Below are 23527 nucleotides of genomic sequence, written 5' to 3'. Positions count from 1 at the left end.
TTAAATCCAGTTGTAATTCCAAGCAAGACTCAACTCAGATAAAATTGGATGGTGGCGCTGGCCACCATATAGCGGAAAGAAGCAGGCAGTCATGGAACGGACCGAACCCATCAGCGTTGCCATCGTGGACGACCAGGATCTGGTCCGAGCTGGCTTTGCCATGGTCATCGGCTCCCAGGATGATATGACCGTGGTCGGCCAAGGCGCGGACGGCGAGCAAGCAGTGGATCTGGCCTCACGCCTGCGGCCCGATGTGATCCTCATGGATGTCCGCATGCCCGGCATGGACGGTTTGACAGCCACCCGCCGTATCACTGCTTTGTCACCTAACCGCCCTGAGCTCAGGGTCATTGTGCTAACCACCTTCGATCTTGACGAATACGTCATGGCGGCTATAAAAGCCGGCGCATCAGGATTTCTGCTCAAGGATACCGAGCCTGAAACCCTCCTGACCTCCATCCGTACAGTTCACCAGGGCAATGCGATTATCGCTCCTTCGGCTACAAAACGCCTGATCGAACATATGGCCCATGACATGCCTGCGACCGGGTCCGTGCAATCGGGATCGATCTATCGCGATCCCGAGGCGGACCTGCTCACTGATCGTGAGCTGCAGGTCCTGGTTCACATAGCCCAGGGCCTGAGCAACCAGGAGATCGCCGACAATCTGGGGATCTCACTGCCCACAGTGAAAACTCATGTAACTCACATTCTTCAGAAGATCAATGCCCGCGACCGCGTCCAGGCGGTGGTCTTCGCTTACGAAAACCACCTGGTATGAACCCGGCCGTCAGGCGGCATCAATCGTCGCTGAGCGCCTCAATAGGTGAAACCTTGACTGCCTCCCTGGCTGGCAGCACACTTGCTACCACAGCAGCCAGCAAGGCCACTGGCAGTATCAGCGCAAAAGCCGGCCATGGCACGGTGAAGGTCACGGACCCTAAAGGCACAAAGACCTGATAAGCTCCTATCCATCCGAATAGCGTTCCTAGAACGATTCCAGCCAGACTGGCTCCTAGGGCAATCATGCAGGCCTCGACTCCCAAGGATCGGCGAACTTGGACACTGCTCATGCCGATTGCTCTGAGCGTGGCAGTCTCACGACGGCGCTCCAGCACCGACATCATCAAAGTGTTGGAGACCCCAATGAGGGCGATAATGACGGCAACGCCCAGCAATGCCACCATGATTGCCAACAAGGAATCGATTCTTTCACCCCATATCCTCTTCTGCGTCAGCCCTCCGCTCATAGCCATGTCGTCATGCTCTCCAACAGCCTGACGTATGTCATCCAAGAGCAGTGCAGCATCGCGATCTCCCTGCGTCCTGATCCAGATTTCATGCGTCTTGGTGTCAATCCCGGCAACATTTTGAGAGTCCGTGATTGCATAGACACCACTGGTATCCAGCCCGCCGAATCCGGCAAAGACCCCAGTCAGTGTTCTTCTTGCATTTGTCTCTTTTCCACGTTCATCGTCCGCCTGAGGATCAGCTATCAACAACTTCAACTGACTTCCATCCCGGTAACCGGAATGCTTGGAAATCGTTCTGGTCGACACCAGCATTGCATCCGACCTTTGCGTACCTGGACCCAGATTGGCATGGAGCACACGCCTAATCCGTGAAGCATCCAAGGCATAGACAGTCATGGAATCTTGTGAGGGGCCTCCTGACTCGACCTCGGCATTGAACCGCTGCACAAGCTCTGCATCAGCAACACCTTCGACACGCTCAATGGCCCGCACATTATTCTTATTTAGCCCCTGACCGGATATTTCAATATCCAAGGAATAACGCTGATCAATATCCTTGGCCAAGGTCCGTTTAGTGGTTACCGCACCTGTAGCCAGAGTGGAAACCAGGGTTACACCGATCAGCAGAGCAACACCTGTGGCAGCGACTCGTGAGGGATTTCGAGCGATATTCGCCACTCCGACCCTGCAAGATGGTCCAATCCGGGACACAGGTCCACCCAGACAACGCAGAAGAGCCGGAATCCATCGACGCGCACCCATCAGCGCACCCAGGAAAATCAGCAAAACACCCAATACCGCAAGACCTAGCAATAATTCCTGCTGATTACTGGTCTGGACCGTATCGCCAGAGTTTGTCCTGACCAGCTCTGTGACGCGCCAAGAGGACCAAATCACGAATACCAAGCCGCTGACTGCCAGCAGGATGCTGATCCACAAACCGGTCCGCTTCCTGCTGCCTTGTTCCTGATGATCCACTGGTTGCAGGGCTTCAAGCGGTCTGACCCTGATAGCCGTACGAGTAGACCCAAAGGCAGCCACCAAGGTTGCCAGAACGCCGAGCACAAACGGAACCAGAAGGGCTGTAGGTGTAAGCAGGAGTTCAAGCTTCATGGTGCCCGAATGCAAACCAAGGCAACCGGCAAGGCCCATCAATCCCATAGCCAACAAGATGCCGACCAGGGAAGATATAACGCCAAGGAACAGGGCCTGCTGCAACACGCCTGCCCTGATTTGCCATCGATCAGCCCCAATAACCCTCAGCAGGGCCAGATACCTGCGCTGTCTGGCCACCATGATCTGGAAGGTGTTGGCAATCACCAAGGCGGCCACCACCATGGCCAGCACACCGAAAGTCATGAGGAAAACAGTCATGATGTTCACACCATTGCCGGTCTGCTCACCGAGCAGTCTGTCCTCCATGGCACGACGGTCCTCCAGCTGGTATCCGTCGGGAATGTATCGACTGATATTTTGCAGAGTGTTCTGGAGTTCCTTGCCCTGGCCATCAACCTGCAGATAGATGTTTCCCACAGGAAGGGACTCCGGTCCGACCAATCCCGCCGTACTCAGCAGGCGTTCAATCCGAGAACCCGTCAGCACCACAGCTCCGCCGAAATCGTCGTACTTTCCCCCATGGCTCTTGCTTATGCCTGAGATGGTCAAGTCCACAGTGCCTTGGTCAACAAGGCGTTCTTTATTTGAAGAATCCTGAGCACTATCGCTATCACTACCTGGCAGCATCACCGAGGACAGATGGAGGCGCACCTTATCATCCAGACCAGCCTGGAGCCTGCTGGCGACGGAATGCGGCAGCACAACCTGATCATCTGAATCAGGCCATTGCCCCCGATCCAGATCGATAGGCATAAGCTCCTGCCTGGCACCCACAATGGCCAGAATCCCTTTGCTGGAATGACCGTTTGCTTCCGTATCCACCATGAGGTCGACATCAGGGCGCAAACCACCAACACCGCGCACTTTCGACAGCCCCTTGCCATCGAATTCGTCGAGCAGGATCGGCTTGTCCTGATCCCTTCTGGAGGTCACAGCATAGTTGGCTTGACCTGCATCCATGCTGATTTCGCGACGCATGGAGGCATTCGCCACGTTGCCAAAAAGGAGCGTCAGGCACATAAAGAGGGTGCCGATCACGATGGCCAGACCAGCCGGGATCATCATACGTGCATCGCGCTTCATCATCGTACGAGTTATCCGCCACACAATGCACCCCTTAGTCCTGGAACTGGGAATCGCCGGCAGTGCCAGCCGGGACTTGTTCAGCCAGAAGATCGTTCATGGCTTTCACTGTCGGATCTTTTCGGTCCGAAACAATCCGTCCGTCGGCAAAGACAAGCGCACGATCTGCGTAGGATGCGGCATAGGCATCATGAGTGACCATGATAACGGTCTGATTCAGCTCGCGCACGGAATCACGCAGGAACTTCAGAACACCAGTGCTGGCGGCCAGGTCCAGGTTGCCCGTCGGTTCGTCCGCAAAGACCAGACCGGGTTTGGTTATCAACGCTCTGGCGATGGCGACCCGTTGCTGCTGCCCCCCGGATAATTCACCGGGAAGATGGTCCAGCCTCTCCGACAAACCGAGGGTCTCTACCAGTTGCTCCATCCACGAGCTGTCAGGCCGAACGCCGTCCAGTACCAGCGGCATGAGGATGTTCTGTTTGGCAGTGAACATAGGCAATAGGTTGAAGCTCTGGAAGATGAATCCCAGATGCCTCCGCCTGATCAGAGTCAGCTGACGGTCGTCCAGTCGTGTCAGGTCAACTCGGCCGGCCTGATCAATCGATGGATGGTGACGATCTCCGCTCTTCGAATGCAGAAGATCAGCGGCCATATAGACATGGCCAGAGGTGACAGTATCCAGGCCAGCCAGAACGTGCATAAGTGTTGATTTGCCCGAACCTGAAGGGCCCATGATGGCAGTGAACCGGCCTTGCTCAAAATTCACGTCAATTCCGCGCAGGGCATGGACGGCGTTCGAACCTTGCCCATAATCCTTAGTCAGCTGTCTGGCACTGACGGCCGGCGGTCCCGCGACACCCGGGACTGCTTTGTCGATTAAACCTTGTGAAGACGAAGTATCCGCTTTGTTCTGCATGGTGCTCCTTTATCCGCGAGGAAGCCTTTCTCCCGTCAGCTTCCGACCGTATCCGGCTATCGGCTGCAGCGATATGCTCCCTAGGAGCGATGAAGATAATCATCCTTACGGATGAGTGCACTAAAGAACTCTTCCTGTTAGGCTGGCACCATCCAAATCAACGCGGGCGGCGGGGATGGACTATGCGGAGATGAAGCAAATCATGTTCAGCACAAAAGACAATGAGCCTAAAGACATGGATCCATCAGACCAGAGGATTGAAACAATTGCCTCGATCCCCTTAATCGACTACGAGAATAACGAGGTCCCCGCGATCAAGCCGGCTCGCTTACAAGCAGCCTCAAGGAAAACATCATCTGGCAGAATAAATCATTCATTCCCGGCGCCAACCAAGGTGCGCCTGGGTGAAGGTTGGCTGGCTCTGATGCGATCTGACTGCTTGTCGTCATTCCTCTGCTAGAGCCACGACCGGCGGAGTCCGGTTGACGCGCCTTGCAGGCAGGACGCTTGCCAGAACCGCCGCTACGAGCGCCACCAGCAGAATCACCAGGCCAATGGACCAGGGAATCGGGAAAGCCACCGTACCCAGAGAAGAGAAGATCTCATAGGCTGCAGCCCAGCCGAAAAGCAGGCCCAGGACCATGCCAGACAAGGACGACACCAGAGCTATCAACCCTGACTCCACAGCCAGGGACCGCCTGATCTGCTTCCGGGTCATCCCGATGGCCCGCAGGGTGGCGGACTCCCGTCTGCGTTCCAGTACCGAGAGGGAAAGCGTGTTGGCCACGCCAATCAGGGCGATGGCCACTGCAACCGCCAAGAGAGCCAGGATGATCATGAGCAGGCTGTCGATGGTCCGATCCCACTGCTGCTTTTCAGCCAGACCACCCTTGACGGAAACAGCCGAATAACCAGAAAGCGCGTCTTTCACCTTGTCAATGAATGCTGAGACTGTTGGTGAACCATCGACCTTGGCCCAGATCTGCACGGTCTGAGGCTGAACGCCATTTAGCAAGGATGAGTCGGTCATGCCATATAAATTGCTGGCATCAATCCCCTGGTAGGGCGCATAGATGCTGGTTACGAAGAGTCTTTGAGCCACCGACGTGGATCCGCCATGAGCGTCGCCTTGAATCGGGCTGAGAATATTGAGCCCAAGATTCCCGCCGTCGTGAAAATCCTTCTGCTTGTCCATGAGGCTTTCTGGAAGCAGCAGGGCATCCGGTCCGGAAAGATCCTTGCCGACCTTGGAGTTCAGAAGACGATCGATCTTATGCGCATCCAGGGCGAAAATAGTCATTCCCGCCCCGTTCTCACCGCCTGATTTGACCATGGCTGCATACTGGGGCACCAGCTCGGCCTGTGCAACCCCGTCGATCCGTCGAATGTCGTTCAGAGCCTTGGCATCCAGACCATCAGCGCTGATCTGCAAATCGACCGAGTAGTGCTCATCCAACATGTCGGCCATAGTCTGCTTGGCGCTAGCGGCTCCTGTGATCAGCGTGGCGACCAGTGTCACGCCGATCAGGAGGGCGGTACCTGTTGCCGCCACACGGGAATGATTCCGCGCGATGTTAGCCACGGCAATTGTGGACGAGGGCCCAACCCGCGAAACCAGGGACCCGATTCCCTTGAGCATGAAAGGAATCCAACGATTGGCACTGAACAAAATGCCCAGGAAGGCAAGGATAATGCCGATGACAGCTATGACAGCAACAATATTCGGCCCGTCTCCAGATGCCTTGCCGGCCTTGTCTCCCGTGACATTGAGCCTGACCTGCCAGAGAGACCAGACAGTCATGGTGATGCCCGACAGAATCATGACAACGCTGAAAAACAGACGTATCCTGCTCGTCTGTTTGTTCTCCAGAAGATCAGCAGGCCTCAGCGCCTCCAAAGGACTGACTCTGGTGGCGGCCCATGAGGAGTTGAGGGAGGCCAAGATCGTAACGACGATGCCGAAAACGAGAGGCACCAAGATAACCGCCGGAGTCAGCTTCAATTGGAAGTAGAGGGAATTCGTATGAGCCTTAACTGCACCCAGAATAGCCATGATGCCAATGGCGGCGCCGACCCCGATCAAGGATGCCACAGCGCCCAGGATGATGGAACGAATCAGGACGCTGGCCCTGACCTGGCTCTTATTGGCGCCTATCGTCCTCAGAAGGGCCAGGTAGCGACGTTGCCGAGCAACCATGACCTGGAAGGTGTTGGCGATGACGGTGGCAGCAACGAACATGGCCAGTGTGCCAAAGACCAAAAGGAAGGTGGTCACGGGGTTTTGGGAACCACCGAGCGCGGTCTTGACCAGTCTGTCCTCCATGGTGTGACGGTCTTCAAGGGAATAGCCGGAAGGCATGAGCCTGCGCAGAGAAGCCAGACTCCCATCAAGGTCGCTTCCCTGCCCGCCAACATTCAGGTAAACGTTCTGGGCATACAGGTTACCCATTTCACCAAGACCTGCCGTGGCCATAAAAGCATCTATGGTCTTGGGGGTCAGCACGATTGCGCCGCCCGACTCGCCAAACTCGCCGCCCTCGTTGCCCTGGTTCGAACTGACGCCCGACAAGGTCAGGGGCTTCGATATGAATCTGCCCGCAACCTGGTCAGCGCTGGCCTGCCCTTTCGGCCCAAGGTCCTCGGAAATATACAGCATATTAGGCGACAGATTCAAATTCACCTTGTCACCCAGGGAGAGCTTGAGTCTGGAAACAGTCGGCCCGGGTAAGACCACTTGGTCATCAGCGCTGGGCCAGGATCCCTTGGACAAACCGACCGGCATCAACGATGAATCCGCCATAGGAATGGCAATCACGCTCTCGCTTTTGATCTTGCCGGCGCGAACATCCACCATGAGCTGCGTGTCTGATCTGACTCCGTGAACGCCTGGGACTTTTGCCAGCTCCTCGGTTTTGAAGTCCTTCACCCTCTTATGATCGGGATGGCTCCCTTCCGCAGGGATGATGGCGTAGTTGGCCTGAGCAGCATCGGATGAGACCATCCGCCGCATGGAAACGTCCATGGTATTTCCGAAGAGGAAGGTCATGGCAATAAACAGTGTTCCGACGACAATGGCAATGCCCGCGGGAATCATCATGCCCAGGTCATGCCGCATCATTTTTCTGGCAACGAACAACATAAGCATTACCCTCAGCGATGAGCAGCCGAGTCAGCTGTAGCCGCGGAGGCCATGACCTCCTCGGAGAGCAGTGCGTTCATAGAATCCACAGTGGGTCTGTCCTGGTCTGCCACGATTCGCCCATCCGCAAAGACCAGAGCGCGGTCGGCAAAGGAGGCCGCAAAAACATCATGTGTGACCATGATGATGGTCTGTCCCAGCTCGCGGACCGAGTCCCTCAGGAAGCTGAGGACCTCCGTCGAGGAGGCTGTGTCCAAGTTTCCGGTGGGTTCGTCTGCAAAGACAATGGAAGGTTTGGTAATGAGGGCCCTGGCGATGGCCACACGTTGCTGCTGACCGCCCGAAAGCTCGCTGGGCCGGTGGCTCAGCCTCTCTTCCAAGCCCAGGGTCTTGGCCAGAACGTCCAGCCATGCTGCATCTGGCTTGGCCCCATCCAGGATCAGAGGCATGAGGATGTTCTGCTTGGCCGTAAACATGGGCAGGAGGTTGAAGCTTTGGAAAATGAAGCCCAGGCTCTGGCGCCTCAAGAGAGTCAGCTGATTGTCGTTGAGCTTGGTCAGGTCGACCACTCCCCTCCGCCCTCCATGGCGGCTGGCTCGACTGCCCTTCACCCCGGCAGCATCGGTCCCGTTCAGGTAGACATGTCCGGAGGTAGCGGTGTCCAAGCCGGCCAAGGTATGCATGAGAGTGGACTTGCCCGACCCGGAGGGACCCATGATGACTGTGAACCTGCCCCGTTCGAATTCGACATCGACACCCCGTAGGGCATGGACCAGGTTCTCCCCACTCCCATAGTCCTTGGTCAGTCCCTTGGCCTTGATGGCCACCTGGGCGATCTGCCTCGGTTTCCCCGCACCGGACGACAAATCAGAAGACGTCCTCGTCTTTGCTCCATGTTTCATGCTTCCATTTTACCCACCACAATATTTCCGCCTGACCAGTCAGATGCTGTCCGCCACTGGAGAGGGGAAGAGGGAAACATATACAAAGGTGCCCATCGAAACGTAATGAGGTTTCGACAGGCACCTTGTGCTTCTTCCACTTCTCGGTCATATATCACACGGATACGGCACCAAGAAGGAAGCGTGATTGTCGGCTACTTGGCCAGACCGGACTCCTTCAATGCCTGGAAGGCACCCTTGAGGTCATCCAGAATGTCCTCAATGTTCTCCGTGCCGATGGAGAGCCTGATGGTACCGGGATGGATTGCCTGATCCTCCAGCTCCTCCGGTGTCTCCTGGGAGTGGGTGGTCGATGCTGGATGGATGGCCAGCGACTTCACATCAGCCACGTTGGCCAGAAGTGAGAAGAGATGTAGGTTGTTGATGAAAACCCTGGCCGCATCCTTGCCGCCCTTCAGATCAAAGGTGAAGATGGAGCCGGCGCCGTTCGGGAAGTAGCGCTTGTAGAGCTCGTGGTCGGGGCGCCCCTCGATGGCAGGGTGGCTGACCGACTCCACCTCAGGCACGGTCTGCAGGTAGTCCACCACCTTCAGGGCGTTCTCAACGTGGCGCTCAACCCTCAGCGAGAGCGTCTCGGTCCCTTGCAGGAGGAGGAAGGCTGCGAAGGGCGAGATGACGGCGCCAGTGTCGCGCAGGAGGATGGCACGAATGCGGGTGACGAAGGCCGCAGCACCCAGATCCTGGTAGAAGCGCAAACCGTGGTAGCTGGGGTCAGGCTCAGTCAGGGTGGGGAACTTGCCGGGCACTGCCGCCCAGTCGAACTTGCCGCCTTCCACGACTACCCCGCCCAAGGTGGTGCCATGGCCACCGATGAACTTGGTGGCCGATTCCACGACGATGTCAGCGCCGTGCTCCAGCGGACGGAACAGGTAAGGAGTGGCGAAGGTATTGTCGACAATCACCGGCAGGTTGTGGTCATGAGCGATCTTGGAGATGGCCTCGAAATCGGGCAGGTCGGCGTTGGGGTTGCCGAAGGTCTCGAAGAAGACCAGCTTGGTGTTCTCCTGGATGGCCGACTCGAAGTTGGATGGGTCCGAAGGATCCACGAAGGTGGTCTCGACACCATCGCGGGGCAAAGTGTGCTTGAGGAGGTTGAAGGTTCCGCCGTAGATGTTCTTGGAGGACACGATATGGTCTCCGGTCTGGGTAATGTTCCGGAAGGCATACTCCACTGCGGCTGCTCCCGATGCCACGGCCAAGCCGGCAGTGCCGTTCTCCAAGGCGGCGATCCTGTCCTCGAAGACCCCCTGGGTGGAGTTGGTCAGACGGCCGTAGATGTTGCCCGGGTCCTTCAGTGCGAACCGCGCTTCGGCGTGGTCGAAGTCGTGGAAGACGTAGCTGGTGGTGGCGTAGATCGGTACGGCCCGGGAATCAGTGGCGGGGTCGGCCTGCTCCTGGCCCACGTGAAGCTGAAGGGTCTCGAAATGGTACTTGTGCGGGTTCTGGTCGGTCATGTCGATTCCTATCTGTTGGTGACGTGCGTCCTCTTGTAAGTTCTTGAATGTGACCTTAAGCGGCCCAAACCCACTTGTTCAAGCCAAAAAGGACTTTTCGGTATCGTCCTTTTTTATAACAGCTTCCAAAAGGTTGAAAGCGGGCCTTTTTGTCTCGACATTGCACACGCGGCAGTGCCCGTTTAACCCCTCCGCTGTAGAGTCGAGTAAGCAACGGAGAAAGTTCCGATGCGAACAGCCTCAGCAGGCATGAAGGAGTTCAAAAGATGGCCGGACAGACGGACGATCAGAACAGGCTCTACCAGCGCGACAGCAAGTACATCCCCCGAGTCGCCGCTGTGCATGACATGTGCGGGTATGGCAAGTGCTCGCTGACGGCCGCCATCCCCATTCTTTCGGCGGCCGGATGCGACGTTTGCCCGGTGCCTACAGCCCTGTTCAGCGCGCACACCATGTTCAAGGACTACACCTTCCACGACACCACCGAGATGCTGCCGGGATACCTGGATGCCTGGCAGAAGGAGGGCGTCGACCTTGACGGGATCTACAGCGGGTTCCTGGGCAGCGCCGAACAGGTTGACATCATTCAGCGCATGTATCGGGAATACCCCAAGGCCTTGCGGCTGGTCGACCCCGTCATGGGCGACGGCGGATCCATGTACCCCACCTACACCGAGGAGATGTGCCGGGCCGTGACCAATCTGGTCGATGGAGCCGACCTGCTCATGCCCAACCTGACCGAGGTCAGTCTGCTGACCGGCATCGACTACGAAGGCCAGGACCTTGACGATGCGCAGGTTGGTGAGCGTCTGGGCCGTCTGCTGGACATGGGCGCAAAAAACGTCATCATCAAGGGCATCGACCGGAAGGACGGCAAGCTGCGCAACTTCGTGGCCTCGGCAGATCATGGCGGAGTCAGCGAGCGCACCGAGCTGGTCCACGACAAGCTGCCCTTCATGATTCACGGGACCGGTGATGCCTTCGCCTCCAGCCTCTGCGGGGCGCTCTTTGCGGGACGAGGCTTGGCCGATGCCGCCCGAATCGCCGGTGAATTCGTCCGCTCGGCCATGCAGCACACACGCAATCAGCCCGACTGTCAGCAACGCGGGGTCAGTTTTGAGCTGGACCTGAGGCAGATGACTGCTCTGGTGCAGGAGCTGTGAGCCCAAGGTCGGCGAAAGCGGCATAGGAGTCTGGGCATTTGCCAAAAGTGGAAGACCAAGGTGGATGAATAAAACCTAGACCGCCTTAATCGGCGCATTCTTGCCGGCCAATTACGTGGTCGACAATGTGACAAATCAGTCATAGAGCGACCCGGACACAGCAGACCGGAAGGCGTTGCCAGCGAATTCGCCGGCGGTACCTTCCGGTCTCCGTTATCTCTTTATTCCTGGTTTCTTAGTTGCCTGATGCTCTGCTCCCTTCGCTTATTTCTCTCTATGTGTATCATGCGTTTCTGTTTCCTTGGTTTCTGCTTTACTTAGTTCCGCTTTGCCTGCTTCTCCTTTCTTTCGTTTCTGTTTCAGTTCTTCTTGCCTCTGCCGACTCTGCCTGGTGTAGAGATGAATGCAATCGATACAACATCAGCATCGGGAATCCACTCGTTCATCCACTTTCGTGCGTGCGCAGGATCATTCGACCACATGCCTGGTTCGGCTAGTCACCGACTTCCTTTCAGTGGTCTCCTAGAAACATGGACACACAAGAACTGACTAGACCAAATAATCTCCGCACAGCCATAAACGACAGGGGTGGCAGAACCGATGCCGACATTATGATCACAGACCCATTGGTCGCGCGACCCATAAGAGCTCTGCCCGATTCCAAGAGATCCTTCGACAACCCAGAAAACACACGAACTAGTGGAGCAAGGTTTAGTACGAACAACGATGAATCCATCGACATAGAACTGGCAGATATTGAACGACAGATCAGAGTCAGTGGCATAAACAGCCGAGAGCTCGGACGTTTGGGCGAGGATTACGCCTGCCAGTGGCTGCGGCAACGAAACTGGAAGATTCTAGCCCGCAATTGGAGAAGCAGATTCGGCGAGTTGGACATCATCGCTCTGGATCCCGAGGCGACTCTGGTATTCGTAGAGGTCAAGACCAGGCGCACCGGTCGGTTCGGATCCCCAGAACAGGCTGTCGGCCCGCGCAAGCAGACCCACCTGCGTCACGCAGCAGTCCAATGGCTGATAAGCCACGACCGAGAACCCAACGCACGGCATCGCAGCACCCGATTCGATGTCATCAGCCTGTCAGTCAAGTCCGACCCTGGCAGAAGCATGTATTCCGAGGGTGCCCATCCCCTGACTTCCTGTCAGACATCCGCCGAGACCGTCAGAGGATCCAACCATTCGGGCAGGGGCGGATGGAAACCGGGATCAGTCTTCCTCAGGCACACCAAAGAGGCCTTCTGATGCGTCTTGGATCTGCTGAATCCGTAGGATTGATAGGGCTCAAGGCCTTTCTCATTCACGTGCAGTCCTTCATCTCCCCAGGACTGCCCTACTTCTCCATCATCGGGCTGCCGGATGCCTCCTTGTCGGAGTCGCGGGAACGGGTCAAATCCGCCTGCTCGGCCTGCGGATTTCGTTGGCCGCAGACCAGAGTCACCGTCAACATGTCCCCTGCTTCAAAGCCTAAACACGGCTCCTCACACGACCTGGCCATTGCGACCAGCGTCCTAGAAGCCGGCGGTGCGCTGCCGACGGAAGGCCTGGATCATACAGTCATCGTGGGCGAGCTTAACTTGGATGGCACGATTCTGCCTATCAACGGTCTGCTGCCCATCCTGATGCAGGCCAGAGCTCAGGGAATCACGCGAGCCTTCGTCCCCGCAGACAACCTTGACGAGGCCCGTCTGGTTCCCGATATTGAGGTTGTCGGACTGCGTCACCTGGGCCAGCTCATTCAGGCCTTGGGCGGGCGAAGCAGAATCGCCGTCCCTGAAGCAGACGGCCATAAGAAAGCCGACGAGCCAACCGCCATAGCGAGTGTGCACACTAGGAACTCAGCTCGTAATGTCAACTCCCCCGCCAATGCCGAACCAGCTCCACCGAAGCCGGACATGGCTGACGTGATTGGCCAGGAGGAGACCAAATGGGCCATGATGGTGGCTGCAGCCGGCGGCCACCACATGCTCATGGTCGGTCCTCCAGGAGCCGGCAAGAGCATGCTTGCGGAACGGCTTCCCAGCATCATGCCCGCTCTGGATGCTGTTCAACAGCTTGAGGTGGCTTCCATCCGATCCCTATGTGGCACGCTGAGCCAGTATGGGATTACCAATGTGCCACCCTTCGAGGCCCCTCATCATACGATCTCCATGGCGGCCATGGTCGGAGGCGGAGCCGGACTCGCCACCCCTGGCGCCATCACCCGTGCCCATCGCGGAGTCCTCTTTATGGATGAGGCGCCGGAATTCTCTCCAAGGGTGATCCAATCCCTACGCGAGCCCCTGGAGATCGGGCGGATCTTCTTGTCCCGGGCCAAGGGCAGCACCACCTTCCCGGCTCGTTTTCAGCTGGTCATGGCTGCCAACCCCTGTCCTTGCGGATACGGATACGGCACAGGCGAGCGCTGCACCTGCACACCCCGCGAGCGCCTCCGTTATTGGAACAGGCTGTCAGGACCCATCATGGACCGCATCGACATCCAGACCACGGTCCCCCCGGTGATCGACCCGGGATTCGACGATCACCGTCCACGCCAGCACAGCGTCCAGATCCGCAAGCGTGTGACACGTGCACGTCAGACGGCAAAAGAGCGTTTCCACAAGGAAGGCTGGACCTGCAACGCCCAGGTCAGCGGCGAATGGCTGCGTCAGAATACATCTTCCAAAGCGCGTTCGGTCGTGGATCAAGCACTGCGCAGACAGCGGATCAGTCTGCGAGGGGCCGACAGGACCATGCGCCTGGCATGGACTCTGGCAGACCTGGACGGACGGCCCAGCCCCGGTGCCGACGATGTGACCACCGGCATCCTACTCAGGACAAGGGCCGTCTGAGATGACCAAATCCTTGATGAAAACCATGCCAGCAGACCAACCGCGACCGATGACCATGGTAGAAAGTGACTGGCTTGCCAGAGCTGTGCTGACCCTGGCTGCAGACGGCCCGGATGCCTTCATGATCAGCTGTCTGCTGGGCTCGAACCAGGCGGCCGACCTTTGTCGAAATCTGATCGAACTAAAGGCACCGAACCACTCGGATGGCGACGGCCCTCATGATGCTGCTCGCGCCAGACTAGACGAACGCTTTCTGAAGGGGACGGCTCGATGGGGACGACAAACGAGCCCTGAAGACCTAACTCGGTTCCATAAGATCAGTGACTCCTGGCGAAGACGCCTAACACCCTTGCTGGCCACGGACACTGACCAGGTGCGGACCATGATGACTGGTGGAGGTCGGTTCTGGGTGATGACCCCTGGCGACCCCTGCTGGCCAGGTCAGGTGGGTGACCTGGCACGTCGCTCTGATTGGGCCCCTCCCCTCTGCCTGTGGGGACAAGGCAATCCTGAAGCCTTGATCTGCTGTGACCGTCCCTTGGCCGTAGTCGGATCAAGGACATGCGACGAGTATGGCCGGTCCACCGCCCACCAGATAGCCATACAGGCTGCTGGTAAAGGCCACCTGGTCGTCTCCGGCGGGGCCATGGGCACGGATGCCGCCGCCCACTGGGGAGCACTGGCAGCTGGCGGCGGGCGAACGGTGGCCGTTTTCGCTGGAGGCTTGCTGCATATGGGTCCCAAACGCAACAGTCGTCTGTTTGAAAACATTGAGGCAGATGGTGGCGCACTGATCAGCGAGCTACCGCCAGGCACTATCCCCGAAGCACGGCGGTTCCTGCTGCGCAACCGAATCATCGCCGCCCTGGCCTCCGACATTGTAGTGGCACAGGCACGACACCGATCCGGCGCGCTGAACACAGCCAACTGGGGCGTGGAATTGGGCCGTCGTGTACTGGCTGCCCCCGGAAGAATCGACCAGCCAGAAAATACCGGCTGCAACAGACTCATCCATGAGGGCAAGGCGGAGTTGCTCCTGTCGGCGACCGACATCCAAGACATCTGCCATCCCGCCCATGCACCTATCCACCCTGACAAATCCGTTCAACAGGGAACCGGCGTTTCAGTCAAAACCACCGAAGATCATGAGAACCACCAAGCAAGTCGACAGCCCACGCAGCGCATACGGCCGCTTGGCTCCGATCATCCGATCCAAACCATCCACGGCAGTCAACTGCCCTCAACCACACTCAAACAATCCCGGACAAATAGAGACAGGCTTTCGGCCCGTTCTCAAGGCAAAAAGGATTCTTCAACCCCGCTACATAATCCAGCTATGGACCATGAATGGGGAAAAGCCGGCGATGAGCGCCTAACCAAGGTAGAGACCACAGTGCTGGTGGCGATCCGCAATTGTCAGCGACAGATTGGTCCACCCATGACGGGACAGCTTCGTGTTCAGCTCGCTAATCAGGGCCGTGAGCTCTCCGTCAGGCAACTGATGCAGCTGCTGGGATCCCTGGAAATTCGTGGTCTGGTCAGTCTGCAGGGCGGATGTGTGGTAGCCGAAGATCCGAAGACCTGAAGAGTCAGGCCTGCCAGCGACAGCGATCCAAATCCACCACCCAACCATCGGCACCAGCTGATTCGTCACTATGGGGAGGAACAAAGTGAACACCCTCATCCTCCAGCAGTTGACGCTGACGCTCCGGACCACCAAAGGCGAATCCTGGTGCCAGCGAACCATCACGAAAGACCACGCGATGACAGGGAATCACCCCAGGTTCGGGATTGTCATGAAGCGCATAACCTACGAACCTGGCGTTGCGCGGATGACCTGTCAAAGAGGCGATCTGACCATAGGTGGCCACCTTGCCGCGAGGGATCCGTCTAACGACCTGATAAACCTGCTGGGAGAAGGAAAGTTCGGTCATAAGAATCATTCTGCCCGCGTAAGCAGACATAGACCGGATGAGGGTGCCGCTATCAATAGGTCGTGACAGTATCGTTGGTATGAATCCCCAGAAGGTCAGAAACCGCTATGATGCCGTCATCGTTGGAGCCGGAGCGGCCGGATTGTCAACAGCTCTGGGCCTGTACAGAGCTTTAGAGAGCAAAAAGAGCAAGAGCGACTTATCTCCAAAGGTCTTGGTCGTCTCCAAACTACAGCCCCTACGCTCCCACACCGGCTCAGCAGAAGGCGGCATTGCAGCCAGTCTGGGCAACCAGGAAAAAGACGATTGGCATTGGCACTACTACGACACCATCAAGGGCAGCGACTGGCTGGCTGACCAGGATGCCGTGCGAATTCTGGCCGAGCAGGCCCCCGACATCGTCATCGATCTGGAGCATGACGGAGTGGCCTTCTCAAGAACCGAAGACGGGCACATCGCCCAACGTAAGTTCGGCGGCCATACCGCTGATTATGGCGGCCATCCAGTCAGGAGAGCAGCTTATGCAGCCGACCGCATAGGCCACCAGATCCTCCACGCACTTTGGCAGCAGTGCATGCGTCAGGGAGTCGAGTTCGCCGAGGAATGGTATGTGACCGATCTGGTCCTTGACCCGCCCACTGGCGAGGGATCGGGCGGCCATGCCCGAGGACTGATTGTCCTGGACACCCACGCCGGCAAACTGCAGGCCATCCAAGCCGATAATATCGTCCTGTGCACGGGCGGGGCCGGCCGACTCTTCCACACGACCTCCAACTCCTGGGATCTAACCGGTGACGGCATGGCACTTGCCCTGCAGGCTGGTCTGCAGTTGGAGGATGTGGAGTTCATCCAATTCCATCCCACCGGCCTGGGTCACACTGGCATCCTGCTGTCGGAGGCCTCCCGCGCAGAAGGCGGCGTGCTCAGGAACTGCCAAGGACGGGCCTTCATGCAGGACTACGCACCGGGACACGGCGACCTGGCCGCCCGGGATGTGATCAGCCGTTCCATTGTGGCCGAGATTGATGCAGGTCGCGGAGTGGCCGATCCATCGGACCCGGACGGGCCTCGTGATTGCGTCTGGCTGGACATGACCGGCATTGACGGCCAGCGCATGACCGCCCTGCTCCCCCAGGTCACCGAGACCATCCATCGCTACGCCCACCTGGATCCCACTGTGGACATGGTTCCTGTCAAGCCCACCGCCCACTACACCATGGGAGGCATTCCCATCACCGATCGTGGCCGCGTCTATCGTTGGCAGGGTGGCCGCCGTCGAATCGTCGACGGACTATACGCCGCCGGGGAGTGCTCCTGCGTCAGCGTTCACGGGGCCAACAGACTAGGCGGCAACTCCCTGTTGGACGCCTGCCTCTTCGGAACCAGGACCGGACAGACCATCGCCGCCGCCATGTCCATAGCTGATGAGCCTCACGACATGACCGATACATCTCTTCTCACACAAGCTCTGCAAAAGCGTCAAGTCTTTCTGGATGAGTTGCTGGCTGGCGCGAGCAAAGCCGAGCCTTCGGAATCAACATTGGCCGACAACCAGGATGAAGAATCCGATCCCGATGACGAAGCCAGCCTGAACAACCCTTATGCGCTGATGGGACGACTGGGACGACTGATGGAGGAGGCCGTTGCCGTCCGATGCGATCAAAGCAGCATTGAAAAGGGTTTGCGCGGCCTGAATCAACTGAATGCCGATGCCAGGCAGTTGCGTGCGCATAGTGGCACAGCAGTGCTCAACCAGGAGGTGACCGCCATCATGGAGGCTGACAACCTGCTGACCCTGGCCCGGGCCGTACTGAACGCCAGTCTGCAGCGTCAGGAATCCCGCGGCGCTTTGTATCGCAGCGATTATCCGCAACGCGATGACGAACACTACCTGGCTCACACTATGATCGATGCCAAGGAAGTCGTCTCTTGGCAGCCTGTTCATATCGTCGACATGCCTCCAAAGGGCCGCAACTACTGATGGACCATGATTATGGACTCTGGGCCGAATCTGTTTAGACAGGCACCTGCTCGACACCTAGCCCGGTCATGCAGGGATTAGGATGGAGTCCGCGCATATCAGTGGGCATCGGGCCGTTTCCCGAACAAGGACAGGAGCAACCGTGACATCACAGTCCACGGAATCAGACGGATCCAAGGCATCCGAACCGGACCGCGTTCCCCGTCCGGTGACCTTCCGAATAGCCCGGTTTACCCCACGACCTCAATCAGAGCGTCCAGCACGAACCAATCCCTTCGCCAAAAGTAATCCTTTCGCCACAACAGGCAGTCGACGGGCTCGAGGTCACCGTTGGACACAGGAGTACACAATACGCATTGCCCCACAGCGCACCGTTCTGGATGCCCTTCTGCAGATCAAGCGGGAGGTGGACCCAACACTGAACTTCCGATATTCCTGTGGACATGGCATGTGCGGATCGGATGCCGTGCTCATCAATGGCCGTCCGGATCTGCTCTGCACAGCCACAATCGCCAACTGCCTGTCCGCCTCCATGACCATGCCAAACGCATACGCCTCAACCGGTATAGTTAATGGCAGTCCACAAGCTCAGCATTCTCCAGCCTTCCGTCGCACCGGCACGGCGACCACCGCAACGGCCACATCCTCGTCGGCATTGCACTCAGATTCGGGCATAGACTCCAGAGCCACAGGCCCTAAAGCCATAAATCCTTCTGGAGCCTCAGACCATACAGAAACCACAAACCATACAGGCACCACACACTTTACAGAAACTTCAGACTCTGACAAATCTTCAGCGATAGAGATCCGTCCGCTCCCCGGCTTCACCCCACTCAGAGACCTGATAGTGGACACCGACACCATGTTTGAACAGATTCGACGCTTTAAGCCTTATCTGCTTCATGATGATTCCTCTGCCGAAAGCCGCCAAAATCACCACGAATCCGATCAGCAAGAGACCCAAGATTCGGCGCAAAACCCGTTAACAAAAGCCTTCAGCCAAGCAGCCAGGGCTAAAATGGTCGACGCAGAACCGGCGTCAGAATACCGGCAGACTCCGGAAGAGCTGGCCCGGTATGAGCTGCTCAGCACCTGCATCGCCTGCGGACTCTGCCAGGGCGCCTGTCCTATTTATGCGGGCGGTGAGGCCTTCGCCGGCCCGGCGGCCATGATCGCAGCAGCTCGATTCATCAACGATTCCCGCGACAGCCACCGGCAGGAACGACTTGAAGCCATTGACCAGGTGGACGGAATCCAGGCATGCCAGTCCATACGGGCCTGCACCCGACCCTGCCCCAGGGGCATCGACGTGGGTGAAGAGATGTGGAAGCTGGTCGAAGCCGTCAAGGAGTAGTCAGACTCGTACGCACACAGGTCAGCATGAGCATTCGACAGGCTTGTGCCCTCTGGTCGTTACCATGGTTAGCATGGACAAAACCTCGTACAACAACATCGCCAGAGGATGGGAATTCGCCGAGGCAAGCGCTCTGAACGTCGAATCAGACAAGTTGCAGACCTTGCGAGACAAGGCTTCTGAGGCTGGATTCGCACAGTGTTCCCGGTCTCAAGGCGCCTTTCTGCAGTTTTTGGCTGGCAGGAACGCTCCGGCATCCATCATCCTGGTCGGCAACGGCTCGGTGGTCGAAGCCCTGCGCCTGATGACGGGCCTGCATGGTCATGGCCAGTTCACCGCCGTCGACTCCACAGCCCAAGGCACCTCCCTAATCAAAAAAATATTCGCGGGCATGGAAAAAGCCCACCCTGGAATGAGGCTGCGGGCAGTCAATGCAGCTGCCAAAACCTACTTCCCCAAGCTCAACCCCAGCGACTACGACCTTATCGTCGTCTCGGGCAATGGGGACAACTACCAACAGGTCATGGACCAGGCTCCGCGCCTGCTTAAGGACCGAGGGCAGGTGATCTTCACGGATGCCTTCGATCTGCTGGAGAACCCAGATAAGGGTGGCGTACTCAACCCGGCCAACAGATCCGCCAAAACCACCACCCTGCGGACCATCATAGAGACCATAAGCAAAGACGATGCCTGGGAATCCTGTCTGCTGCCCGTTGGCACAGGTATGATCATGGCCACCCGCGCCCGCTAACCGCCGCCAGCCTACTACTCTCAGCCACGGTGGCGCAGAATGACTTCGACAGCCTCATCAGGATCATCAGTACGGATGACCAGATCGGGGTCCAGCTCAGAAATCATGCCCCTTTGCTTCACTGTGTTCGAAAACCAGTCAAAGAGCCCCTGCCAGTAGGCCCTGTCGAAGAGGACGATGGGCATGCTGGGTGCCTTATGGGTTTGGACCAGGGTCAGCACCTCGAACATCTCATCCAGAGTTCCGAACCCGCCGGGGCAGACGATGATGCCTGAGGAGTATTTCATGAACATCATCTTGCGTACGAAGAAGTAACGGAAAGTGATGCCCAGATTCACCCAGCGGTTGAGCCCCTGCTCCATGGGCAATTCGATGCCCAGCCCGACGGACTTGCCGCCGACCTCCGCAGCGCCCTTGTTGGCCGCCTCCATGATGCCAGGCCCTCCCCCGGTGATGACCGCCATACCGGCCTTGGCCAGGTCGCCGCCCATCTTGCGTGCAGCAGCATAGGTGGGATCCTCCCTGCCGGTCCGAGCTGAGCCAAAGATGGCGGCTGCCGGTCCCAGCTCAGCCAGTGCACCGAACCCGTCGACGAACTCAGCCTGGATGCGCAGCACCCGCCAGGGGTCCATATGCAGCCAGTCCGTGTCACCGCCCGACGAAAGCAAACCAGCATTGGCGTCCGCCTCAGGAATCATGGGCCCGCGCATGATGACCGGACCGCTGTGGTAGGTCCTGCCCAGGTCCGGGCCTTCATCGTCATTGTGATTGTCAACCATATCTGCCATGTATGCATTCCTTCATCGGGCCCCGATCCGAAGGACCCGCTCGATCCTGTTCCGGCTCTCATGATAGCGGCCCCCGCCGCCCGGCTGACGGCAAGGTAGCCATCGGCACTCGACTATTCAGAATGCTGTCTGCCTAGGCAGAGCTCACCCGGAATACGAACTATTGAGCCAAGTTTCTTGCTTCCGTGCTTTACGGTTCTGTTCGATAACTACCAAGGCAGATCTGAATATTTGGCTACATCTCAAACTTCATCTGCGCCGAACCAGTCATATCAACTTCCTTCAGTGAAGCTGTTTGCGCGAATTGGCTCAATTCCATCTCGGCATGAGCATAGGGAAATGAGACCCGCAACTGGCAGGTTCCCCTTTTAGTTCTCGCGCCGAAATGCGCGTACGATACGCCGCCTTCGGGCGGAACCTGGCGGTAATGGCGTGATGTCTGCAATACGGTGAGGCATCCCGCATATTCTCCGTCAAGCCAGACTTGGATTGTCGGCCAGCCTTTGTACTTACCTGTTTTGATGAATCCATGTAGCAATCTCACCCAGACCTCGTCACTGGAGGAGAATCGGTTAAACAGATCCTGATGCTTTGCCGCACCCGATACACCAACGGTCTGCCACTTATCTATACCCTCCACGATGCACTGACCATCGGGACGCTGATTGCATGGGCGATGCACACCCCTCCCCCTGAAAAGCCGGGACTGCCTAGGCTGCTTCAATGCCGTAGAAGCACTGGCTGAAGAAGTTGACGCATTGAGAACAGTAGTGAACCCACCGCCTAGCCCGCTCATATACCGGCGCATCCATTCAAAGCACTCCTGCGTCTGCGTGGCGTCAGACAATGCACGATGCTCCTCGTTCTCAGCGATGCCGAATCTGCGAACAAGATCCTGCAGCCGATGGTGCTTCTCCTGCGGAAACAAAGCTCGGCTCATTTGCAAAGTATCCATGCACACTGGGCCCGGCATGGTATACCCCACTCGTGCACTCTCAACTTCGAAAAATCTCATATCGAAACGCACATTATGACCTACAACAGGGTCGTCGCCGACCCAGGACCAGAACAAAGGCAACACATCGCCGATCTTCGGCTGGCCGTCCAGCATGGCATCAGTAATGCCAGTCAATTCGACAATCCTGATATCCAAACTCCTGCCAGGATCGACCAGGGTATCGAAACTGTCGACAATGCTCCGGCCGCGAACCTTCACTGCCCCGATCTCGATGATCTGATCCGTCTGTGAACGCAGACCCGTCGTCTCGGTATCAAGCACCACATAATCCACAGGCAAGCCGTCATCATTGTCGGCAGGTTTCGCATTATCGTTCAAAGGAACCAGCTCGTCAGCAGGCCGTTTTGCGTGTTTTCCTCTCGGACCATGCCTTTTCTTAGCGGTTGGGCTTATATGCTCATTTCCGAGGTCTTGAGTCTGCTGTTTATGCGCCACCGCATACAGTACTGCCAGCAGAACGATAACCGCAATAATGATTCCTGAGATCATCGGATGCATGATGATCACACCAAGCACTGTAAGAATGACAATACCCAGCAATGTGCCCTTGTCATTCTTCCTCTTCCTCACGCTTGATAAGCTACACCGCAGCCTGGAAACCCATCAACATTATTCGAATTCCCTATATAAGTGCGTGTAAACATCAGCGGACACCTTTGCAGGGAACGAAGAGCATGACTCATGCAAGGTCCAGTGTGGATATATCGCTTTCTGCATAAGTTCGCTCACTTACAACATGCCATAATCAAGTAACTCGGCAAGACGATACTGAACATCGACCGGCAGTAACTGATGCGTCGCTTATATGTCTTCGCTATGACTGCTGAAAACCAACTTACCTTTGAAACAAATTCTTGAACATCCCCATTGCTTTCCCAGTCCGCTACAACTTCTGCAGCAGAAGATGCGAAGAGAAATATAAAATGCGGCGTGACTCTGCACCAAACCTTAAACATACTGAATACAGTACTTTTCGTATATTCTGACCCAGTAACTATCAAGCGCCCTGAAAACGGTAGGGCTTTAAGGTAAATAGGGTTAACCTTAAGGTCACAGCAGACATACCAATCCTGCCACGCAAACACCTCTTTAATAAAAAACAGACTCAATCTATCGTCTGATGACTTTTCCATTCAAGCACTGAATCAACAACATCGTTTGTTCTTCAAATAACTGACAGTTTGACAGCACTTTGATTCTGCAAACGTATAAGCACGAATCATGCTTAAACTTTCGAGCAAGGGGACCCTATTCTGCAATCTATCAATCCAATCAAATACCTGTCCACAGGAGCTATGTGCAAAAGCAACGCTAACGAATTGTTCCCAAACTTGGAGCTGTTTTCCGCAGCATTCGATTAGCATCGTAAACCCGTCATCTCTGTGACCTACAGGAGGGGGGCTGATATGAATGCCGACTTCAATCTCACTTAGGCCTGCATGATATTCTATTGCCGTTCACTGAAGACGAGAGGAAGCGCAAATGCGTAAGGGCATCGCGGCTACAGTTGCCGCAATAGTCATGTTGATGGGCTTGTCATCCTGCGGAGGAAATTCTTCAACAAGCTCGGATGCAGGAAAGCAAACGACCAGTTCACAAGAGAAACCCAGGAAGACGAACAAAGCCCCACAGCCGGCTGATCTGACAGGGACATGGAAGCAGACAAACGGTTCCGATAAAGACCACTACCAGCAGGCAACGGTGACCGCTGATAGCATAGAAGTCAATTGGGTGAGCCCCGACACCACCAGCCTATATTGGTCCGGC

15 protein-coding genes and 3 pseudogenes are annotated in these 23527 nt (G+C 56.9%); 10 read left to right on the top strand and 8 right to left on the bottom strand.

Annotated elements, in window-relative coordinates; translation table 11 throughout:
• The first annotated feature begins 91 nt into the window (after positions 1-91).
• Positions 92-781 carry a response regulator transcription factor gene (locus CI603_RS00775; RefSeq protein ID WP_121912651.1) on the top strand — a complete coding sequence of 230 codons (690 nt, stop codon included), beginning with the start codon at positions 92-94 and terminating at the stop codon, positions 779-781.
• A 19-nt stretch (positions 782-800) separates the two neighbouring features.
• Here the strand turns inward: CI603_RS00775 and CI603_RS00770 are convergent, their stop codons facing one another.
• From CI603_RS00770 to CI603_RS00745, 5 genes are all read right to left on the bottom strand, one after another.
• Entirely contained in the window at positions 801-3476 is a 2676-nt protein-coding gene (locus tag CI603_RS00770) for an ABC transporter permease (RefSeq protein ID WP_147438252.1), read from the bottom strand.
• Positions 3477-3486: 10 nt separating this feature from the next.
• Entirely contained in the window at positions 3487-4371 is an 885-nt protein-coding gene (locus tag CI603_RS00765; protein ID WP_259465433.1) for an ABC transporter ATP-binding protein, read from the bottom strand.
• A 445-nt stretch (positions 4372-4816) separates the two neighbouring features.
• Positions 4817-7510 carry an ABC transporter permease gene (locus CI603_RS00755; RefSeq protein ID WP_183122179.1) on the bottom strand — a complete coding sequence of 898 codons (2694 nt, stop codon included), beginning with the start codon at positions 7508-7510 and terminating at the stop codon, positions 4817-4819.
• A gap of 11 nt (positions 7511-7521) precedes the next feature.
• Positions 7522-8412 carry an ABC transporter ATP-binding protein gene (locus tag CI603_RS00750; protein ID WP_259465432.1) on the bottom strand — a complete coding sequence of 297 codons (891 nt, stop codon included), beginning with the start codon at positions 8410-8412 and terminating at the stop codon, positions 7522-7524.
• 194 nt (positions 8413-8606) lie between these two features.
• Entirely contained in the window at positions 8607-9926 is a 1320-nt protein-coding gene (locus CI603_RS00745) for an O-acetylhomoserine aminocarboxypropyltransferase/cysteine synthase family protein (protein ID WP_024626493.1), read from the bottom strand.
• A gap of 266 nt (positions 9927-10192) precedes the next feature.
• Between CI603_RS00745 and CI603_RS00740 the strand changes: the two genes are divergently transcribed.
• The 4 genes from CI603_RS00740 to CI603_RS00725 all read left to right on the top strand — a co-directional run bounded on the left by CI603_RS00740 (position 10193) and on the right by CI603_RS00725 (position 15519).
• On the top strand, positions 10193-11089 hold the full coding sequence (locus CI603_RS00740) for a pyridoxamine kinase (RefSeq protein WP_121912647.1): 897 nt from the start codon (positions 10193-10195) through the stop codon (positions 11087-11089).
• A 530-nt stretch (positions 11090-11619) separates the two neighbouring features.
• On the top strand, positions 11620-12348 hold the full coding sequence (locus tag CI603_RS00735) for a YraN family protein (protein ID WP_310886182.1): 729 nt from the start codon (positions 11620-11622) through the stop codon (positions 12346-12348).
• Positions 12348-13934 (top strand): YifB family Mg chelatase-like AAA ATPase, encoded by a 1587-nt coding sequence (locus CI603_RS00730; RefSeq protein ID WP_121912645.1) that lies wholly within the window; start codon positions 12348-12350, stop codon positions 13932-13934. The genes CI603_RS00735 and CI603_RS00730 overlap by 1 nt, the downstream gene beginning before the upstream one ends.
• A 49-nt stretch (positions 13935-13983) precedes the next feature.
• Positions 13984-15519, top strand: a complete 1536-nt coding sequence (locus tag CI603_RS00725) for a DNA-processing protein DprA (RefSeq protein WP_183122178.1) — start codon at positions 13984-13986, stop codon at positions 15517-15519.
• 4 nt (positions 15520-15523) lie between these two features.
• Here CI603_RS00725 and CI603_RS00720 read toward each other — a convergent pair whose 3' ends face one another.
• The gene (locus CI603_RS00720; RefSeq protein WP_121912643.1) at positions 15524-15868 is read right to left on the bottom strand and encodes an MGMT family protein; all 345 of its coding nucleotides are present in this window, start codon (positions 15866-15868) and stop codon (positions 15524-15526) included.
• Positions 15869-15947: 79 nt separating this feature from the next.
• Here CI603_RS00720 and CI603_RS00715 point away from each other — a divergent pair, with 79 nt between their 5' ends.
• The 4 genes and pseudogenes from CI603_RS00715 to CI603_RS00705 all read left to right on the top strand — a co-directional run bounded on the left by CI603_RS00715 (position 15948) and on the right by CI603_RS00705 (position 19954).
• Positions 15948-17849 carry an FAD-dependent oxidoreductase gene (locus tag CI603_RS00715; RefSeq protein ID WP_121912642.1) on the top strand — a complete coding sequence of 634 codons (1902 nt, stop codon included), beginning with the start codon at positions 15948-15950 and terminating at the stop codon, positions 17847-17849.
• 82 nt (positions 17850-17931) lie between these two features.
• Positions 17932-18369, top strand: a pseudogene (locus CI603_RS09225) (2Fe-2S iron-sulfur cluster-binding protein); the annotation flags it as partial.
• A 279-nt stretch (positions 18370-18648) separates the two neighbouring features.
• Positions 18649-19203, top strand: a pseudogene (locus CI603_RS09220) (4Fe-4S dicluster domain-containing protein); the annotation flags it as partial.
• 73 nt (positions 19204-19276) lie between these two features.
• Positions 19277-19954 (top strand): O-methyltransferase, encoded by a 678-nt coding sequence (locus tag CI603_RS00705; protein ID WP_183122177.1) that lies wholly within the window; start codon positions 19277-19279, stop codon positions 19952-19954.
• 20 nt (positions 19955-19974) lie between these two features.
• Here CI603_RS00705 and CI603_RS00700 read toward each other — a convergent pair whose 3' ends face one another.
• Positions 19975-20742, bottom strand: coding sequence for a TIGR00730 family Rossman fold protein (locus tag CI603_RS00700; protein ID WP_121912639.1), 768 nt, complete (start codon positions 20740-20742; stop codon positions 19975-19977).
• Between the two features lie 235 nt (positions 20743-20977).
• Positions 20978-22330, bottom strand: coding sequence for a PolC-type DNA polymerase III (locus CI603_RS00695; RefSeq protein ID WP_259465431.1), 1353 nt, complete (start codon positions 22328-22330; stop codon positions 20978-20980).
• Positions 22331-23242: 912 nt separating this feature from the next.
• Between CI603_RS00695 and CI603_RS09070 the strand changes: the two are divergent.
• Positions 23243-23527 (top strand): annotated as a pseudogene (locus tag CI603_RS09070) (hypothetical protein); the annotation flags it as partial.

The organism is Bifidobacterium sp. wkB338 (assembly GCF_003688325.1).
Taxonomy (GTDB): Bacteria; Actinomycetota; Actinomycetes; order Actinomycetales; family Bifidobacteriaceae; genus Bombiscardovia; species Bombiscardovia polysaccharolytica.
The sequence above is the reverse complement of the archived record's forward strand: the minus strand, read 5'-3'. Positions and strand labels throughout refer to the sequence as shown.

What these genes read in the sequence shown, in the direction of transcription:
- CI603_RS00775 (WP_121912651.1), top strand. Translation starts at nt 92, where the DNA reads ATGGAACGGACCGAACCCATCAGCGTTGCCATCGTGGACGACCAGGAT.
- CI603_RS00765 (WP_259465433.1), bottom strand. Translation starts at nt 4,371, where the DNA reads ATGCAGAACAAAGCGGATACTTCGTCTTCACAAGGTTTAATCGACAAA.
- CI603_RS00755 (WP_183122179.1), bottom strand. Translation starts at nt 7,510, where the DNA reads ATGTTGTTCGTTGCCAGAAAAATGATGCGGCATGACCTGGGCATGATG.
- CI603_RS00750 (WP_259465432.1), bottom strand. Translation starts at nt 8,412, where the DNA reads ATGAAACATGGAGCAAAGACGAGGACGTCTTCTGATTTGTCGTCCGGT.
- CI603_RS00745 (WP_024626493.1), bottom strand. Translation starts at nt 9,926, where the DNA reads ATGACCGACCAGAACCCGCACAAGTACCATTTCGAGACCCTTCAGCTT.
- CI603_RS00740 (WP_121912647.1), top strand. Translation starts at nt 10,193, where the DNA reads ATGGCCGGACAGACGGACGATCAGAACAGGCTCTACCAGCGCGACAGC.
- CI603_RS00735 (WP_310886182.1), top strand. Translation starts at nt 11,620, where the DNA reads ATGGACACACAAGAACTGACTAGACCAAATAATCTCCGCACAGCCATA.
- CI603_RS00730 (WP_121912645.1), top strand. Translation starts at nt 12,348, where the DNA reads ATGCGTCTTGGATCTGCTGAATCCGTAGGATTGATAGGGCTCAAGGCC.
- CI603_RS00725 (WP_183122178.1), top strand. Translation starts at nt 13,984, where the DNA reads ATGACCATGGTAGAAAGTGACTGGCTTGCCAGAGCTGTGCTGACCCTG.
- CI603_RS00720 (WP_121912643.1), bottom strand. Translation starts at nt 15,868, where the DNA reads ATGACCGAACTTTCCTTCTCCCAGCAGGTTTATCAGGTCGTTAGACGG.
- CI603_RS00715 (WP_121912642.1), top strand. Translation starts at nt 15,948, where the DNA reads ATGAATCCCCAGAAGGTCAGAAACCGCTATGATGCCGTCATCGTTGGA.
- CI603_RS00705 (WP_183122177.1), top strand. Translation starts at nt 19,277, where the DNA reads ATGGACAAAACCTCGTACAACAACATCGCCAGAGGATGGGAATTCGCC.
- CI603_RS00700 (WP_121912639.1), bottom strand. Translation starts at nt 20,742, where the DNA reads ATGGCAGATATGGTTGACAATCACAATGACGATGAAGGCCCGGACCTG.